Below are 14,026 nucleotides of genomic sequence, written 5' to 3' on the forward strand. Positions count from 1 at the left end.
CAAAGCCTTTGGTTTATTCTTGTTGATTTACTTTCAATACTTCACAGCAAATCTTCGGGCTATAAAAGAACTCCACCCTGTAATGGATTTTATATGGGTTTTCCGTTTCTGTAGCGAAACGAGCAAACGGTTGCCTCTCTCGTTCAACAACAGTTCAAATATAAATTTTTTGGATGTTAGGAAAGGATTAATTAAAGTAAAAGGGGAGATAAAAATGAAGAAAATAGGTCCTAAAGGTTTAAAATGGTTAAAAATTTTACACCTCTTTTTTGTCATTCTGTTTTTTGGAGGAATTTTGAGTTCAACAGCCTTAAACCTTCAAATTGATTTAACCAATTATGATGAGACAAATCTAATGTATAAAAACATTATCATCATTAGTGATAATGTTGTAAGATATGGTGCTGTTGGCACTTTATTAATTGGTTTCATTTATGGTTTTTTTACAAATTGGGGCTTTTTTAAGCATCGATGGGTAGGAGTGAAGTTTGTTCTTTATATAATCCAAACGATCGTTGGGATTTTTGTTGTGGACAAGCTGATGGTGGCAAATATGGAATTACTCGAAACGCAAAAAAAATTGGCTTTAAGTAATCCGGTTTTTATTCATAACCATGAAATAAGACAATATGCCGTAATGTTTCAAGTTGCAGCCACCATTTTTATTTTAATTATTTCAGTTTTAAAACCTTGGAGAAAGAAAAATGTTAAAGTAAAAAATAGTTAAGTGGAAATTTTATTGTATTTAATCAGTTTTCCATTAAATGCCTTATTAGGAAATGAAATAAAGATAATTTTTCTATGTATTAAAGAAGCAGATCTGGCAAACAGAGTAGAACCAAGTCATAAAATGATTGACAGGACAAACTAAAAAGTGTTAGCATGAAGTCCAAATAACCAATAGCGATTTTAATTTTTAGATATATAAAAATTGCACGCTTGGTTAAGAAGGATATGGTTCTTCGTTGAGCTAAGCGCTTTGATGAACGCGATGATCAATGAGGGAGGGTTTCTTCATCGCTGCTTATCAAACGGGGAATTATTTGAAAGGAGCTATGGAATGAAAGAACTTCATACGTTCGGTTGGTATGCGGCAAAAATTTCCCCGTATTTGCCGAAAAAGGCGTTTCAACCTGTTAAGTCCCGTCTTTTTGGGGGGATGGTTTATTTATTGTTGACCATCGGCGGCATCCTCGCTGTTTCTCTTTTGAATCTTCATCCGATATGGAATCTCCTCATTTCTGTTATGCTGGGCTTCAATTTCGCGTCATTAGGATTTTTAGGACATGAAATTTTGCATGGCACGGTCGTGCGAAAGCCATGGTTGCGCGATGCTCTAGGCGCGATGGCGTTTTGGCCGCTATGCACCGGACCAAAGCTATGGCGAAAATGGCACAATGTGACTCATCATGTACACACACAAGATGAAGAAATGGATCCTGACGCATGGCCAAGTTTAGAGAGATTGACCAAAAGCCGCTTATTACGCTGGGTATATAAAATTCCGTTTCCGATTCGCGCGTTTTTCGCTTTTAGTTCCTTGTCAGTGATGTTTACGCTTCATTCTATCAGGATGTTAGTGTATTTCTTCAAAGATTTTCGGTCGAAAAATCGAAGCGTCATATTGCTTCAGTTTTGCCTGCCATGGGCTACGTGGATTGGGCTATTGTTGATCATTGGTTGGGAACGTTGGTTTTTCGCCTTTTTATTGCCATTGTTCATCGCTAATTTTATCGTGATGAGCTATATTTCTACCAATCATCGTTTAAATCCGTTAGTTCCGGTGAATGATCCATTAGCGAACAGTCTTTCGGTGACCGTGCCAAAGTGGGTCGATGTGCTTCACTTTCACTTTTCATATCATACGGAACATCATCTCTTTCCAGCGATGAGCTCGAAATATTATCCATTAGTGAAGGAGCATATTAAACGAATGTGGCCGGAGAGGTATCATGAAATGCCGATGAGTAAAGCATTGGCCACGCTTTGGAAAACGCCGAGAGTCTATTATCAGCAAAATGAGCTGATTGAGCCGCGGCAAGGTCATGTTTACGGCGTGCTAGGAAATGGATTGGATCCTGATCATATTACGTATCGAAACGTTGAGGTAGTGCCGTTTTCCAGCTTGGAAAAGAAACCGATGACCATGAAAAAAGCGGCAGAGAAAGGCGAAAATAACAAAAAGGATTCTTCATCATGAGAGTGATGAAGAATCCTTTTTGTTTGCTGTTATTTTCGACGCATCGCTTGAACGATGACATCATGAATATGCGTATTTTCATACACACCTGTTAGTTTGTCAGCTCCTGGTCCCATCGCGGTTAGCGGAACGTCGACACCTGTATGACCGGTTGTCGTCCAATCGATGGTAAACGTTTGTTCAGAATGAGCAACAGGGAGCGGCCCATCTTCGGAGGAAAGTGTTTTTCCATCTCCTGACTCATCTGTATCATTGGCGGTTTCAATTGCTAATCCACCGCATTCATGGTCCGCAAGAACGATTACGAGTGTATCAGGATGTTTCTTTGCATATTCTTTTCCGATGGCGACAGCTTTATCAAATTGTTGACCAGCTTTGAGCATGAGAGAAGCATTATTTTCATGACTCATTTCATCGATGGCTTCTTCTTCAACGAGGAGGAAAAATCCTTTTTTATTTTTGGAGAGAATGTCAATCGCTTTTTTCGTCATCTCAGGTAGCGATGCGACAGGATTGTACACATCTCCCTCTCCTTCAGGACGTTGCTGGAACATTTCTTCGTTGGCAAAAAGACCAAGGAGCTTGTTCGAGTGAGCTTGTCTTAATTCGTCAGCGTTGCTTACGTATGTATAACCTAGTTGTTTTGCCTTCTCGACAAGGTTTCCTTGCGTCCCTTTGCTTGCCTCGCTTGGATCCTCACTAGGGTGGTCAGGGTGTTCCCCTGGATTTTCGGACGGATACCAGTAATCTTCACCGCCACCTAAAATGACATCTACTTTGCTGTTTTCGAGATATTGTTTGGCAATATCGCTTTGGGATGAACGATTGGCTACATGGGCGGCGAATGCTGCCGGAGTAGCGTCCGTCACTTGGCTTGTTGTAACAAGCCCTGTCGATTTCCCTGCTTCTTTCGCTTGTTCGAGAATAGTTTGGACCGGTTTTCCATTCACGTCGACCCCAATGGCGCCATTATACGATTTTACCCCTGTCGCAATCGCGGTCGCGGCAGCTGCGGAGTCAGTTATAAATGATTTTTTGTCGGCGGAATTCGTATGGACGATTCCGGAATAAGGCATATCATCCATTTCCAGCTCCCCGTTCACTCCTTTTGTTGCCAAGCGGATTGCATCACGATGGGCAGCCCCCATTCCATCCCCGACAAATACGATAACATTTTTTGCTTTTCCTTGAGTAGAAGATGATTGTGGAGAATGTTCGTTATTGAAAAAAGCGGATGCGGTGATAGCTCCGTACGTTGTTATTGTTAATGCTGCACCTAAGGCGAGTCCTGTCAGCCATCGTTTGGTTTGGACCATATTTGACACTCCCTTTTCTTATTTTTACAATCATTATGATAAAAAAGAAAATTGAATAGATTATTAATAAAATGTAATTATTGTGAAAATGTTGGAGAAGGAGGGAGAAGCGTTGCATCCATTTACGAAGGAGTTATCGGTGAACGGACGATGAAGATTTTAGGGAGAAATACGAATGTGATGGACGAGAAGGTGACATTATTGGCTCTGGCGATAAAGTGAGAATCAGTCATGTTCATGAGGGGGCATGGCTCGTGTGAAAGGAGGAGCTGTTATGGATATTCAAGTAAGCGCATTAGGAGCAATCGTAGCATTAATCATTGCCATTGTATTGATTTTACGAAAAGTTTCCCCCGCCTACGGAATGATTGCCGGAGCTTTCATTGGTGGGATTGTTGGCGGAGTTAATGTGACGGATACGGTCACGGTGATGATGGAAGGAGCAAAAGGAATGGTTCCCGCCGTCTTGCGCATTTTGGCCGCGGGGGTGCTGGCGGGAGTGTTAATGGAATCAGGGGCGGCGGCATCGATCGCCAAAACGATTGTCGGCAAACTTGGCGAAACGCAAGCTTTGCTTGCGCTTGCGACGGCGACAATGCTGCTGACGGCGGTTGGCGTGTTTGTCGATGTTGCAGTCATTACTGTTGCGCCGATTGCCTTGGCGATTGCCAGACGGGCGAATATCTCGAAAACGGCGATTTTATTCGCAATGATTGGCGGTGGAAAGGCGGGAAACATTATGTCGCCAAACCCGAATGCCATCGCCGCAGCCGATGCGTTTCATGTTCCCTTAACGTCGTTGATGGCGACAGGGATGATTCCCGCGGCGTTTGGCCTTACTGTTACGTACATAATAGCAAAAAAGCTTGTCGGGAAAGGAACGCCTGTCGATGAAGAGTGGGAAGGGAAAAACGATGGATCGGTGCCGCCGTTTTTCACGGCCATTATCGCTCCGCTCACTGCCATTTTATTGCTTGCGTTGCGGCCGCTGTTTCATATTGCGATTGACCCGATGATCGCCCTTCCCATCGGCGGCATTGTTGGTGCGCTGGTGATGAAAAAAGGGGCCCATTTAAATACATTCATGATGTCGGGATTAGCGAAAATGTCCGGCGTTGCCATTATGTTGGTCGGAACGGGGGCATTGGCGGGGATTGTTGCCAATTCTTCGCTAAAAGATGTGATTGTCGATGGATTGGATCATTTCGGCCTGCCTGCCTACGTGCTGGCGCCGGTTTCCGGAATTTTCATGTCCGGGGCGACTGCTTCGACGACTGCTGGAACCGCCGTCGCAAGCAGCGTCTTCGGTCCGACAATTATGAGTCTAGGCATTTCTGCATTAGCTGGAGCCGCCATGATTCATGCCGGAGCGACGGTGCTCGATCATTTGCCGCATGGCAGCTTCTTTCATGCGACGGCAGGCAGCGTCCATATGGAGATAAAGGAACGGCTGAAATTAATTCCGTATGAGTCGCTGATCGGTTTGACGCTCACCGTCATCTCGACGCTTATTTTTGGTGTCTTTCGCTTGTTTTCATGATCACAATGGGGGGAAAGAAGATGAAAATCGTTATTGCGCCAGATTCGTTTAAAGAAAGTCTGTCCGCACTCGAAGTAGCGAATGCAGTGGAAAAAGGTTTCCGCGAAGTATTTCCGGAGGCGGAATACGTGAAAGTGCCGATGGCAGACGGCGGAGAAGGCACCGTCCAGTCGCTCGTTGACGCGACAGGCGGACGCATTGTCAAAACGGAAGTGACCGGACCGCTCGGGGAGCGCGTGTCGGCCTTTTTCGGCATGCTTGGCGACGGAAAAACGGCTGCGATTGAAATGGCGGCCGCTTCCGGTTTGCACCTTGTCCCACGGGACAAGCGCAACCCGCTGGCGACAACAACAAGAGGAACGGGAGAATTAATCCGCGCCGCTCTCGATGAAGGCGCTGAGCATATTATTATCGGCATCGGCGGGAGCGCGACCAATGACGGAGGAGCCGGAATGGTGCAGGCGCTTGGCGGCCGCCTTTTAGACCGCCGCGGCCAGGAAATCGGCCCGGGAGGCGGCAGCTTGTCTGAATTGGCCGACATTGATCTTTCCGGGATGGACGCGCGGCTGAAACATGTCAAAATTGAGGTGGCCTGCGATGTCGACAATCCGCTGACGGGCCCAAACGGGGCGTCGGCGATTTTCGGTCCGCAAAAAGGGGCGTCGCCGGAAATGGTCGCGGTGCTCGATCAAAATTTGCAGCACTACGCCGCTGTCATTGAACGAACGTTAGGGAAACAAGTGAAAGACATCCCTGGCGCCGGGGCGGCGGGCGGTTTAGGCGCGGGGCTGCTTGCCTTTCTGAACGCAGAGCTAAAGCGCGGAGTGGACATTGTACTGGAAACAGTGAAATTTTCCGAGCGAATTCAAGGCGCTGCGCTTGTGATCACCGGAGAGGGGCGCATCGATGGGCAGACGGTTTTCGGAAAAACGCCCGTCGGTGTCGCAAAAGCGGCCAAGCGGTACCATATACCAGTTATTGCCCTTGCCGGTTCTGTTTCCGATGACAGCGACGTTGTACTAAACCACGGCATTGACGCGCTTTACAGCATTGTCCCGGGAATTATTTCACTGGAAAAAGCCATTGAAAACGCAGAATATTATATTACAAAGGCAGCACGAAACATTGCTGCGGCATGCAAAATTGGAAAAAGTATGGAGTAAAAAGTCCCTTCGATTTAAGGGACTTTTTTAATTTAATATTAAATGAAAATTAAAAATATTTTATAATATATTTTATAATATAAATGTTATTAGACGAGTAGATATAGGGGGATTGAAATGGAGAAATTTGTAGAGTGGTTAAACGGGATTATTTGGAGTCCGGCGTTAGTCGTTCTTTGTATTGTAACAGGTCTTTTTTACTCACTGCTTACTCGCTTTTTACAAGTGAGGCACATGAAAGAAATGATCAAGCAAATGTTCCAGGGCAAAAGCTCAGAGGCGGGAATTTCCTCTTTCCAAGCGCTGTCGCTTGCATTGTCCGGACGGGTCGGGACAGGGAATATTGCCGGTGTCGCGACGGCGATTGCATTTGGGGGGCCTGGCGCCGTCTTTTGGATGTGGCTCATTGCATTTATAGGGGCAGGCTCCGCGTTTGTCGAAGCGGCGCTTGCGCAAGTGTATAAAACGAAGCAAGATGGCCAGTTTCGCGGTGGTCCAGCCTATTATATTGAAAAAGGCTTGAATATGAAATGGTATGCGGTCTTATTTGCAGTTGTGACGGTGTTGGCGACCGGTGTGCTGCTTCCAGGCGTGCAGGCCAACAGCATTGCCGAAGGGATTAAAAATGCTTTTGGGATCAGCCCGACGGTTACGGGAATTGGCATTGTTATTCTTTTAGGTGTTATCATTTTTGGAGGCGTCAAACGGATTGCACGTGCAGCCGAATGGATTGTCCCGTTTATGGCGCTAGGGTATATCTTAATGGCCTTATTTATCGTTTTTGCCAATATTTCCGAACTGCCGCACGTACTCGGTTTAATTTTCCGCAGCGCCTTTGGCATGGACGCAGCGTTTGGCGGCATTCTTGGCGCGGCGATTTCCTGGGGTGTGAAACGCGGCATTTATTCCAATGAAGCGGGACAAGGGACGGCGCCGCATGCAGCCGCAGCGGCGGAAGTGTCGCATCCGGCGAAACAAGGCTTAGTTCAAGCATTTTCCGTCTACGTCGATACATGGTTTGTATGTTCGGCGACGGCATTCATGATTTTAATCACTGGCATGTATAATGTCACACCGGAAGGAAAAGCGCCGATTGTGCAAAAACTTGGAGATGTGGAGCCGGGGCCTATTTTTACGCAAAAAGCGGTGGAAACGGTATTTCCGGGCTTTGGGGCGCCGTTTGTCGCAATTGCTTTATTCTTCTTTGCGTTTACGACGATTATGGCCTACTACTATATGGCAGAAACGAACATCGCATATATGGCCCGCCTATTAAAGCTAAATAAGGCAAACTGGCTTCAATATGCATTAAAAGTGGCTATGTTGGCAGTCGTATTTTACGGATGCATAAAAACGGCGAAACTGGCATGGACGCTGGGCGATATTGGTGTCGGAAGCATGGCTTGGCTCAACTTGATTGCGATTCTTTTATTGACGAAACCAGCGTTAAAGGTTCTTAAGGACTATGAACAACAGAAAAAAGCCGGAAAAGATCCGGTCTTTGATCCAGTAAAACTAGGTATTACCGGTGCTGACTTTTGGGAAAAAGAATATCCAACCTCTCACGCAAAAGCAGTAAACGAAGATTAATACAAAGGGAGCTGTCTACACGCAGACAGCTCCCTTTGGTATTATGCGCGCGGCCATGAGGCGATCGCTTCCAGTGTTCCTTTAATGGCAAAGCGGCCAAATTGATGCGGCAAAATAAAATGATCTCCTTTTTTCAGTATGTAAGAACGTTCTCCGGATACGAGTTCCCCTTGTCCGGCAAGGATGCTGACGATCAAAAAATGCCGCGTTTGCTCGAATTCGGCAGTCCCGTCCACTTCCCACTTTTGCACGCCAAAATAGTCGCTTTCGATAAAGGTGGTAACGACAGCGCCGTCCATTTGTGTGACGCGCGGGTGAACGGCAGCATCACGATGCGGGACGGTAATGACGTCAAACGCTTTGTCTAAATGGAGTTCGCGTTTTTTCCCGTTGCTGTCGACGCGGTCATAGTCGTAGACGCGATAGGTCGTGTCTGAGCTTTGCTGTGTCTCGAGGACGAGCGTCCCTTCGCAAAGGGCGTGCATCGTGCCGCTCGGGACATAGAAAAAGTCGCCGGGCTTGATTGGGACTTTGCGAAGCAGTTTGTCCCACTGTCCTTGTTCCATCATTTCCTTCAGTTCTTCTTTCGTTTTCGCATGATGCCCATAAACAAGCTCTGCGCCTTGTTTACAGTCGATAATATACCAGCATTCTGTTTTTCCGAGTTCGCCATTTTCATGTTTTTGCGCGTACGCGTCATCAGGATGCACTTGTACTGATAGATCGGCGTTGGCATCTAAAATTTTCGTCAACAATGGAAAGCGATCTGATGGAAAGTGGCCAAATAAGTCGCGGCGCTCTTCCCAAAGTTGTCCCAGCGTCATTCCTTGAAACGGTCCGTTTTTAATCACGGTTTGACCATTTGGATGGGCCGATACCGCCCAGCATTCGCCTGTATGCGGCGACGGAATCGAATAGCCGAATCGTTCCGCTAGCTTTGTACCACCCCAGATGCGCTCTTGAAAAATAGGAGTGAGAAAAATTGGCTCGATTTGCATGGGAATCACCCCTTTTATAGAGTTATACATGAATGCTATATCTTCATTATACATTATACTTGTTTGAATAATTGCATGATTTCTTCTTTTGTTTTTGCTTGTAAAAGATGTTCGCGAAATTCATCATCCATAAGTTTTCGAGATAAGAATTGAAGAATTTTTAAATGTTCGTTACTCGCTTGTTCTTCTGGCACAGCGATCATAAAAATGAGCTGAGCTTTTTCGCCATCTAAGCTGTCCCAGTCTACACCGCTGCGTTTTACCCCGAAGGCAACACACAAAAGCCCACCGATCACGACGAATGGGATCATATAGGAAACGCCATTCATCAAGTTACGGTAAATAGGACTTTGTTTTTGTTTTCTTTCTGTTTTTACTTCTTCAATCGTTTTGAGTGTATCAGACTGTGGCTTTCCGTATACTGGAACTTCGTTACGTTCAAATTTAGCAATGAGCTCTTCAGGTTTACGGATACCGTCTGTGACGGATGCCTCGAGCACTCGTTTTCCATAGAAGCGACTTTTATCTACTTGTTTATCGGCAGCGATGATAACTCCGTCTGCAGATTGAATGTCCTCTGGAGTTAACTCATTTTCCACTCCAATGGAACCTTGTGTTTCTACTTTAATTTCATGTCCCATTTTTTCAGCTGCTTTTGCTAGTTTTTCGGCGGCCATATATGTGTGTGCAATACCGTTAGGGCATGAAGTAATGGCAAGCAGTTTCAACGTTGTTCCCCCCTTTTTATTGTAAGCCCTTTCACAATTTAATATTAACGTAATTCGACATCGGAAATAGAATAAATAGATACCGTAAGTTCCGGTAAAAAGTTGTGGAATAGAGAAAGAGCCGCCTTATTTGGGCAGCTCTTGATTATGATGGATAGTCCTCTATTTTGTTTAAAGGCCGTTGCGCCGGTCCTTCGACGACATCGCCGTGAATAGAGAAGCGCGAGCCGTGGCACGGACAGTCCCAAGTGCGGTCGCCGCTGTTCCACTCCAGCTCACATCCCATATGGGTGCATGTCGTATCAACGATGAACAATGTCCCGCTTTCATCCTTATACGCGCCAGCGCGCTTTCCGTTTACGGTCACGACCGCGCCCTCACCGTTGGCCAAGTCTTCCGGCTTGCGGACGGCCACTTCGATTTTCCCTTCGACAAGATGTTTTGCGACATCGATATTTTGCGTAAGAAAATGTTTGACGCTTGGGTCGGCATAAAACCGCGACGGTGTATATAAGTCACGGTAGCGGTTGTCGCGTCCTAGGATCAGGTCGCTGATTAATAGCCCCGCCACTGTTCCGTTTGTCATGCCCCACTTGCGGTACCCTGTCGCGACATAAATGTTCGGCGTGTCCGCGGTCATGTTCCCGATGTACGGCACTTTATCGAGCGTTGTTAAATCTTGCGCCGACCAGCGGTAAGGGATGTCGGTCACCGTAAATAACTCCGAGGCAAACGACTGCAATGACTCGTAATGCTGCATTGTTGGAACGCCCTGTCCTGTCTTGTGGTTTTCCCCGCCGATTAAAATTAAGTTTTCTCCATTCATGGTGGTGTAGCGGACGGAACGCTTTGGGGTGTCCGCGCTTAAATACATGCCGCCGGGATAGGTTTCAGCGATTTTCACGCCTAATACGTAAGAGCGTTCCGCATACATGCGCGAGAAATAGAAACCGCCGTCATAAAACGGAAAATGGGAACAAATGACGACATGTTCGCACGTCACCCGCTTTTTGTCGCGGGTGACAACGGTCAGCGCCTGTCCTTGTTCGATATCCGCGGCAGGCGTGTATTCGTAGATTTTTCCGCCCGCTTGGACAACCGTGTCGACTAGTTTCATTAAGTATTTCAGCGGGTGAAATTGGGCTTGATTTTTCATGACGACCGCGGCTTTCGCTGGAATCGGAAGCGGGATCGTTTCTACAAACGCTCCTTCGATGCCGAGCTTTTCATATGCTTTCCATTCATTGATTAATTTGGTTAGTGAGTCAGAAGAAGTAGTGTATATATATGCATCCTGTTCCATAAAATCGCAATCGATGTCGTGCTGCTCGACCGTATTGCGGATAAAACGCAATGCGTCCATGCATGCTTCATAGTACAACTTTGCCTTTTCCTGTCCAAGGTGTTGAATAAACTCATCATAAATGATGTCGTGCTGTGCCGTAATTTTTGCAGTCGTATGACCGGTTGTTCCGTTGAGAAGGCGATCGGCCTCTAATAAAGCGACACGAACTCCCTTTTTAGCAAGCAAATAAGCAGTGGTAATTCCAGAGATTCCTCCGCCGATAATGGCAACATCGGTACGAATATCTTCTTCTAGTTTTGGAAATGAAGGCAGCTCGACAGATGTCCGCCAATATGGTTCCAGTGATGATGGAAGAGATGGCATAGATTACGCAGGCCTCCTTTAATAGTATTTTTATTAGTTTGGCTTTATGAGGAAAAAACTATCCGCCAGTATTAGAAAATATGTGTACGGAAAGGCAGGTGTAAAAAACGGCATCGGCTTTTTCTTTTTGGTAATTGCACGCAAGAAAAACGAAAGATGATACAATAGGAATAAAGAATGATACGTATATTTTATAAAAATAATAGTTAAAGGAAGATCGGGAGTGAATAAATATTCAAGTTTTCATGAAGAAAATGCAGCTGTTTTGCACGATAGCTCGATTTTGGAGCATTACGGTTTAAATGAACTAAATTTTGAATCGGTAAAAAGTTATCGCGAAAAATTTGCTGCGGTAAAACCTAATCATCCGTGGAATGGGTTGGAGACAAAAGAATTTTTATACAAAATTGGTGCATGGGGAAAACTGCGGGACAGCAGCAAAGAAGGGGTTACATTAGCAGGATTGTTAATGTTTAGCGAGGAACGCATCATCACGGAAGTTTTACCACAATACTTTCTGGAATATCGGGAAAGTTTGAACGGTATAGTAACCGACGACTGGACGACGCGGTTTACCTCGCAGGATGGTACATGGTCAGGTAACTTATATGATTTTTATCATAAAGTCATCTCACAGCTTCAGCACCATGAGATGGATTCTGCGCTGCAAACAGCGGTGTACGAAGCGCTAATTAATGCGATTGTGCATGCTGATTATTTAGGAGAAGGCGGCATTATCATCGAAAAAGAAAATGGCATATTTCGTTTTGCCAATCCGGGGTTGTTCCGCATCCCGGTCGATTCTGCGCTTTCGGGACATATGAGCAATCTTCGCAATCCGAATTTATTTAAAATGTTTATTTTAATCGGCCTTTGCAAGCGGGCCGGATTTGGTTTAAAACATATTGCGGCTACCTGGAATGATCGGAGCTGGAAGCAGCCAGAATTTATTCAACATTCGAATCCGGAACGGACGATCGTTATACTATATCCATTTCATTTTCCAGCGGAAACAGCGGCTGCCTATGAAACAGATATACCTCAAAATATGAAACAGCATGATGAGGAAGAAATCGATATTTCATTTATGGGCGAAGAAACGAACTCCGTAAATAACGATCTCAACTTCTTAAATAAGGAGATTAACTCCATAAATAACGAAATATACTCCGTAAATAAAGATGAAAAGTCCGTAAATAACAGACCAAACTCCGTAAATAACCTGTCCGACTCTGTAAATAACGGTGTTAACTCCATAAATAACGAATCTAACTCCGTAAATAAATTGTCTAACTCCGTAAATAAAGAGTTACCTTCTGATGAAATCGACGAGAAATTATGGAATATTGCGGAGCTAGCGAGAAAGAAAAAACGATTGCCACCAAGTGTGATGGAAAATATCATTTTACAGCTTTGTGCGCAAAGGCCGCTAATGTTAAAGGAATTAGCGGCTCTGTTGGAAAGAACGCCAGATGGATTAAGAAACAACTATTTAGGCAAGCTATTGGAGGAAGGAAAAATTCGTCTGAAATATCCAGATCAGCCGAATCATCCGAAACAAGCGTATATGAAAGCAACGGAATTGGAAGGCGCCCATTAGGCGGCCTTCTTTTTTTATGTTGTATCGAAGTCTTTTGCAATGTTTGGGAAATGGTGCGCATTAAAACCATAACGGATGTTGATCAGAAAATTACGCCTTAGGCCTTAGAGAAAAATAACGCCTTGGCTCATTATCGAAATAAGGAACGGTTGGTAGGATGGAAGACAGAAAGGAGGGAAAAAGGTGAAAAAGATTGGATTGTTTGTCCTCGGTGCGATTGCGGCGGTTACGCTCTTCGCAAACATTGGTTCTCTCGCTGTTTTGGCAGTGAGCCTTGTCATTTTGTATTACGCATGGAAACGATGGATGAAAGCGGAAACAACGATGAAAAAACTGTTTTGGATCACGATCGGAATCGTCGCTTTCGTTGCTTCCGCTTCGAATGCGCCTGCGCTCATTGCAGTTGCCGCTGCATATGTATTGTATGTAGTTTATAAAAAATGGAATGAAACAAAACAGATGAAACCGAAAGAAATGGATGACCCGTTTGCTCACTTTGAAAAGCAGTGGGCAGAGTTAGAAAGAAACTTTTAAAAAGGAGGAAAACAGTGATGGCCGATTTATTAACGAGAATCAAAAATATCATCATGGCTGATTTACATGAGATGATCGATCAAAAAGAAAAGCAAAACCCAATTGCTTTATTAAATGAATATTTACGGCAATGCGAAAAGGAGGCCGAAAAGGTTCACCATCTGCTGGAGCGGCAGCACCTGTTGAAGACAGAACTCACGCGCGAATACAACCAGGCGAAAGAACTTGCGGATAAGCGAAAGTATCAAGCGCAAATTGCTTCCCAGGCGGGAGAAAATGAACTATATGAATTTGCCGTTTTGGAACAGGCAAAATATGAAGAAAGAGCATCGCGAATACAAGAGTTGCTCCAGCAAACAACAAACGAGCTGGAACAGTTAGAAAGAAAATATGAAGAAATGAAACATAAATTAAAAGATATGCACATTCGCCGCATGCAGCTCATGGGGCGGGAAAATGTCGCACGCGCGCATTATCGAATGGATAAAGTGCTGCAGGCAGGATGGGATGATACCACTTATTCTCGTTTTCACGAAATGGAACAGTACCTAGAACGCCTGGAACAAAACGTCAAAGCTGATTACTATGCAAGCACGATTGACGCACGCATCGCGCAATTGGAGAAAAAGCTGGAAACAGAAAAGACAAATTCAATTTCATAACGAAAACGTGGTATTCTAAAAGGGCG

The 14,026-nt window shown here is 45.0% G+C and carries 12 protein-coding genes and 1 pseudogene; 8 read left to right on the forward strand and 5 right to left on the reverse strand.

The genetic code is table 11. From position 1 onward, the window contains the following. Positions 1–214: 214 nt before the first annotated feature. Both BV455_RS20925 and desB read left to right on the forward strand, forming a co-directional pair. The gene (locus BV455_RS20925; RefSeq protein ID WP_218688027.1) at positions 215–727 is read left to right on the forward strand and encodes a DUF2269 family protein; all 513 of its coding nucleotides are present in this window, start codon (positions 215–217) and stop codon (positions 725–727) included. A gap of 333 nt (positions 728–1,060) precedes the next feature. Continuing rightward, positions 1,061–2,200 (forward strand): Delta(10) desaturase DesB, encoded by a 1,140-nt coding sequence (gene desB, locus BV455_RS08990; RefSeq protein ID WP_042407030.1) that lies wholly within the window; start codon positions 1,061–1,063, stop codon positions 2,198–2,200. A gap of 29 nt (positions 2,201–2,229) precedes the next feature. Here the strand turns inward: desB and BV455_RS08995 are convergent, their stop codons facing one another. After that, the gene (locus tag BV455_RS08995) at positions 2,230–3,516 is read right to left on the reverse strand and encodes an alkaline phosphatase (protein WP_061578849.1); all 1,287 of its coding nucleotides are present in this window, start codon (positions 3,514–3,516) and stop codon (positions 2,230–2,232) included. Between the two features lie 274 nt (positions 3,517–3,790). Here BV455_RS08995 and BV455_RS09000 point away from each other — a divergent pair, with 274 nt between their 5' ends. The 3 genes from BV455_RS09000 to BV455_RS09010 all read left to right on the forward strand — a co-directional run bounded on the left by BV455_RS09000 (position 3,791) and on the right by BV455_RS09010 (position 7,809). Beyond that, entirely contained in the window at positions 3,791–5,056 is a 1,266-nt protein-coding gene (locus BV455_RS09000) for a GntP family permease (protein WP_042406967.1), read from the forward strand. A 20-nt stretch (positions 5,057–5,076) separates the two neighbouring features. Then, positions 5,077–6,219, forward strand: coding sequence for a glycerate kinase (locus BV455_RS09005; protein ID WP_218687925.1), 1,143 nt, complete (start codon positions 5,077–5,079; stop codon positions 6,217–6,219). Between the two features lie 117 nt (positions 6,220–6,336). Next, positions 6,337–7,809 (forward strand): alanine/glycine:cation symporter family protein, encoded by a 1,473-nt coding sequence (locus tag BV455_RS09010; protein ID WP_017436989.1) that lies wholly within the window; start codon positions 6,337–6,339, stop codon positions 7,807–7,809. A 41-nt stretch (positions 7,810–7,850) separates the two neighbouring features. On the opposite strand, the gene manA is transcribed toward BV455_RS09010, so the two are convergent. The 4 genes and pseudogenes from manA to BV455_RS09025 all read right to left on the reverse strand — a co-directional run bounded on the left by manA (position 7,851) and on the right by BV455_RS09025 (position 11,204). Beyond that, the gene (gene manA / locus BV455_RS09015; RefSeq protein WP_017436988.1) at positions 7,851–8,807 is read right to left on the reverse strand and encodes a mannose-6-phosphate isomerase, class I; all 957 of its coding nucleotides are present in this window, start codon (positions 8,805–8,807) and stop codon (positions 7,851–7,853) included. 53 nt (positions 8,808–8,860) lie between these two features. After that, positions 8,861–9,103 (reverse strand): PTS sugar transporter subunit IIA, encoded by a 243-nt coding sequence (locus tag BV455_RS20300; protein WP_244380909.1) that lies wholly within the window; start codon positions 9,101–9,103, stop codon positions 8,861–8,863. After that, a pseudogene (locus BV455_RS09020) lies at positions 9,086–9,535 on the reverse strand (fructose PTS transporter subunit IIB); the annotation flags it as partial. The gene BV455_RS20300 and the pseudogene BV455_RS09020, both read right to left, overlap by 18 nt. A 145-nt stretch (positions 9,536–9,680) precedes the next feature. After that, complete coding sequence (locus BV455_RS09025; protein WP_218687927.1) at positions 9,681–11,204, reverse strand: FAD-dependent oxidoreductase; 1,524 nt, start codon at positions 11,202–11,204, stop codon at positions 9,681–9,683. A gap of 223 nt (positions 11,205–11,427) precedes the next feature. Between BV455_RS09025 and BV455_RS09030 the strand changes: the two genes are divergently transcribed. The 3 genes from BV455_RS09030 to BV455_RS09040 all read left to right on the forward strand — a co-directional run bounded on the left by BV455_RS09030 (position 11,428) and on the right by BV455_RS09040 (position 14,000). Beyond that, positions 11,428–12,804: an ATP-binding protein gene (locus BV455_RS09030; protein ID WP_218687928.1), complete on the forward strand. Its 1,377-nt coding sequence runs from the start codon at positions 11,428–11,430 to the stop codon at positions 12,802–12,804. A 183-nt stretch (positions 12,805–12,987) separates the two neighbouring features. After that, positions 12,988–13,338 carry a lmo0954 family membrane protein gene (locus BV455_RS09035; protein ID WP_061578855.1) on the forward strand — a complete coding sequence of 117 codons (351 nt, stop codon included), beginning with the start codon at positions 12,988–12,990 and terminating at the stop codon, positions 13,336–13,338. 17 nt (positions 13,339–13,355) lie between these two features. Next, positions 13,356–14,000, forward strand: a complete 645-nt coding sequence (locus tag BV455_RS09040) for a PspA/IM30 family protein (protein ID WP_218687929.1) — start codon at positions 13,356–13,358, stop codon at positions 13,998–14,000. The last annotated feature ends 26 nt before the right edge of the window (positions 14,001–14,026 follow it).

The organism is Parageobacillus caldoxylosilyticus, assembly GCF_019272935.1.
GTDB classification, from domain to species: domain Bacteria; phylum Bacillota; class Bacilli; order Bacillales; family Anoxybacillaceae; genus Saccharococcus; species Saccharococcus caldoxylosilyticus.